The organism is Macellibacteroides sp. (genome assembly GCF_050251695.1).
Lineage (GTDB): Bacteria > Bacteroidota > Bacteroidia > Bacteroidales > Tannerellaceae > Macellibacteroides > Macellibacteroides fermentans.
This window is the reverse complement of record NZ_JBFWMI010000171.1, coordinates 1-3,382: the sequence shown is the minus strand read 5'-3', so window position 1 is coordinate 3,382 and position 3,382 is coordinate 1. Positions and strand designations below refer to the sequence as shown.

General features: G+C 40.4%; 5 protein-coding genes. All 5 read right to left on the bottom strand.

Annotated elements, in window-relative coordinates; translation table 11 throughout:
- Positions 1-379 (bottom strand): hypothetical protein (locus AB7E53_RS14625; RefSeq protein ID WP_446776528.1); only part of this gene is annotated, 379 nt, incomplete at its 3' end.
- Positions 380-406: 27 nt separating this feature from the next.
- Positions 407-1,318 carry a tRNA (adenosine(37)-N6)-dimethylallyltransferase MiaA gene (gene miaA, locus AB7E53_RS14620; protein WP_446776526.1) on the bottom strand — a complete coding sequence of 304 codons (912 nt, stop codon included), beginning with the start codon at positions 1,316-1,318 and terminating at the stop codon, positions 407-409.
- Complete coding sequence (locus AB7E53_RS14615; protein ID WP_079683485.1) at positions 1,318-1,878, bottom strand: IS1096 element passenger TnpR family protein; 561 nt, start codon at positions 1,876-1,878, stop codon at positions 1,318-1,320. Before AB7E53_RS14615 ends, miaA begins: the two co-directional genes overlap by 1 nt.
- A 121-nt stretch (positions 1,879-1,999) precedes the next feature.
- Complete coding sequence (gene lpxA / locus AB7E53_RS14610; RefSeq protein WP_079683486.1) at positions 2,000-2,782, bottom strand: acyl-ACP--UDP-N-acetylglucosamine O-acyltransferase; 783 nt, start codon at positions 2,780-2,782, stop codon at positions 2,000-2,002.
- Positions 2,783-2,794: 12 nt separating this feature from the next.
- Positions 2,795-3,382 (bottom strand): 3-hydroxyacyl-ACP dehydratase FabZ (fabZ, locus tag AB7E53_RS14605; protein ID WP_446776524.1); only part of this gene is annotated, 588 nt, incomplete at its 5' end.

Below are 3,382 nucleotides of genomic sequence, written 5' to 3'. Positions count from 1 at the left end.
TAAGCAGTCTTTCAATGCTATGAATGACTGCTAAAATGAGAAAAATACCTACTAACCAGTAGTGTACGGTCATGTTTGTAAAAGATACACCAAATAGAACCAGTACAAAATTATTAAGCATCACAACAAAAGATATAAAGGTCAGCGTCGTAATGACGTTGACTTTTTTTGTAGCAATCATCTCTTTGATGCTGGCTTTGTTTTGTGAAATGTGAATAAATATCATATGAAAAAAAAGTAAGAAGGAGAACTTTTGTACCCTACCTCCTTCATCCAACCATGTGGAAGCCAGATAAACAAGCAAAAATAAGACAATGGAAACAAGGATTATTTGTTTACGCAAAGTTTTCTTCTTGGGTTGATTCTGTCTGGTTGTCATTCTCACTTATTTTTATATTTGTAATTGTTATAATTCAGGACGCTTTAGTTGTTCGTCCAGGAAAGTTAATATGCCTTCTATGTTGTCCGGATGAAACCAGTTGATTTCTTTATCACGCTTAAACCAAGTCATCTGCTTTCTGGCATACACACGGCTATTACGTTTTATTTTCTCAATCGCAAAATCCAAAGGCCATTCACCGTCAAGGTAATTAAACATCTCCTTATATCCAACAGTATTAAGTGAATTGAGATGTTTGTAAGGATATACATGCCTGGCTTCTTCCAGTAGTCCATCGCGCATCATCTGATCAACCCGGGCATTGATACGGTCGCAGAGTTCTTCACGATCGCGGGTCAGTCCGATTTTTATAATGCGAAAAGGACGTGTTTTTTTTGTATTTGTACGTAGTTCAGAATAGGGTCTTCCTGTCATTAAACATATTTCAAGGGCGTGGATCACTCGTTTGTAATTGTTGAGATCCACCTCGTTGTAATGTTGAGGATCCAGTCGCTTTAAGTCTTCCCGAATCGGATCCAATCCTTCAACTTCAAAACGCTTCATCAGGTTAGTCCGGATCTCCAGACTAACAGTTGGAAGTTCGTCGATACCATTGCAAACAGCATCAATGTACATCATGGAGCCTCCGGTCATTACAACATTGGATGTAGACTGGAAAAGATTCTCCAGGCATAACAGAACCTCTTCTTCAAACTGACTGGCATTGTAATAATCGGTGAGAGAAAGTGTGCCGACAAAATAATGTTTAATACGGGCGAGCTGTTCGGCTGTGGGAGCTGCCGTTCCTATTACAAGTTCTTTGTACAACTGACGGGAATCTGCCGAAATAATAGGACTGCCTACATGTGATGCCACACGTAGGCTAAGTTCCGTCTTACCAACTCCGGTCGGCCCCAGTAAAACAATAAGCGTATTCATCAAAAGCGCTCATCGTCAAACGGATTTTCCATCGGACCTTCTAGTCCGTCGAAGCCTTCTTTATCTAACTCGTCGATGTCGAATTCTGAATCTCCGTAGAAATCTTCTCCTAAATCCTGTGTTCCACCTGCTTTAGGTGTAAAATCATCAAAAGACATAATCTGTACCGGAGGATTACCAAGAGATATCGAGCATTCCGGTTTGTCCATATCTTTTCCCGGGATAATTTCCCTTAACTCCATGAAGAAGGCTCTTTCGGTCATATAATCGAATACGTAGAGGAGTTTCTGATGTTCGTCTTCGAGTAACTCTTCTAAGCGTGTATCTTCCATTATATAGTTGTCTTCTTCCGAAGCAGTATCCATTTCAACCAGCGTAATTTCTGTTTTTTTGCTCCAGTCGTCTTCACAAATAAAGAATGAACACATCTGATCTTTTGTGTATCCGACAGAATCCAGAATGGCATTGTGCAAATCAAGAAAAGTCGCTTCCGAATCTATCTTAATTTCACGTTTGAAGTCATCAACTTCGTCTGACAGGATAAGAAATCTGAATAACATAATTGTAGTTGTTTTTTGTTGGTTCAAAAGTAGTAAAAAATATTAAATCCCTCTATATATGACATAAAAAAAGCTGCCTCCCTGAGAGAGACAGCTTTCGTTTTTTATATAACTGCTCCAGTTAATCCATTGAACCTCTAACAATTCCTCTACTCGAAGATTTTATGAATCCTAGAATTAAATCACGCTCAATGCTCGGTTCATATTCGCTTTCAATGCAATTGATAGCATCACTGTTGTTCAACCCACGGGTATATAATGTACGGTATATATCCTGAATCAGAAACACCTGATCGTTTGTGTATCCACGACGGCGAAGACCAACAATATTAATACCACAATAGGCGATAGGATCCCTGCCTATCAGTGTATAAGGAGGGATATCTTTTCCAACGCGAGATCCACCCTGAATCATAACATGTTTTGATATACGGGTAAACTGGTGTACCAATGTACCTCCGCTCACAATAGCAAAATCGTCTATCTCTACCTCTCCGGCGATCTGGGTTGCATTACCGATAATAATATGATCTTTTAGAATACAGTCGTGTGCCACGTGCGCATATGCCATGATGAGGCAGTCGTTCCCAACAACAGTCTTACCTTTAGCTTTGGTTCCCCTGTTAATTGTTACGCATTCGCGTATAGTTGTATTGTTGCCAATCTCAGCCGTAGTAATTTCACCGGCAAATTTAAGGTCTTGGGGAATACCCGAAATGACTGCTCCTGGAAATATTTTGCAATTTGAACCGATGCGAGCTCCGTCCAAAATAACAGCATGTGAGAAGATATGACAGTTATCCCCGATTACAACATCTTTCTCAATCACTGCAAACGGATCTATTGTAACGTTCTCTCCAATCTTTGCTTCAGGATGAACACTAGCTAATGGGTGTTGATTCATTATCTTCGTAATTTATTTATTCTTAATGATTTGTGCCATAAATTCGGCTTCGCAAACTACCTTTTCGTCTACAAATGCCAATCCTTTCATTAAAGCGCATCCGCGTCTGATCTCTGACATAAACTCGAGTCGGAAAATCAGAGTATCGCCCGGTACAACCTTTTGACGGAATTTTACGTTATCAATTTTAAGAAAATAAGTGGAGTAGCGATGAGGTTCCTCTACGGAATTAAGTACTAACAGACCACCTGTCTGCGCCATTGCTTCAATCTGTAATACGCCTGGCATAACTGGCTCTTCGGGGAAGTGACCTTGGAAGAATGGTTCGTTTACGGAAACATTTTTAACGCCGACAATATGATTGGAGCCAATCTCTATGATTTTGTCAACCATAAGGAATGGATAACGGTGTGGCAGCAGTTGCTTAATACGGTTGATATCCATAATGGGAGTGCAACCAGGCTTGTAGACAGGAGCTTGTACCTCGTTCAGCTTAATATCTTTGCGAATCATACGAGCCAATTGGTTGTTGATCTTATGACCCGGACGAGTGGCAATGATGTGACCTTTGATTGGCTTACCAATCAGCGCCAGGTCTCC

Excerpts from the sequence above, each read along its gene's own strand:
- miaA (WP_446776526.1), bottom strand. The coding sequence starts at position 1,318 with ATGAATACGCTTATTGTTTTACTGGGGCCGACCGGAGTTGGTAAGACG.
- AB7E53_RS14615 (WP_079683485.1), bottom strand. The coding sequence starts at position 1,878 with ATGTTATTCAGATTTCTTATCCTGTCAGACGAAGTTGATGACTTCAAA.
- lpxA (WP_079683486.1), bottom strand. The coding sequence starts at position 2,782 with ATGAATCAACACCCATTAGCTAGTGTTCATCCTGAAGCAAAGATTGGA.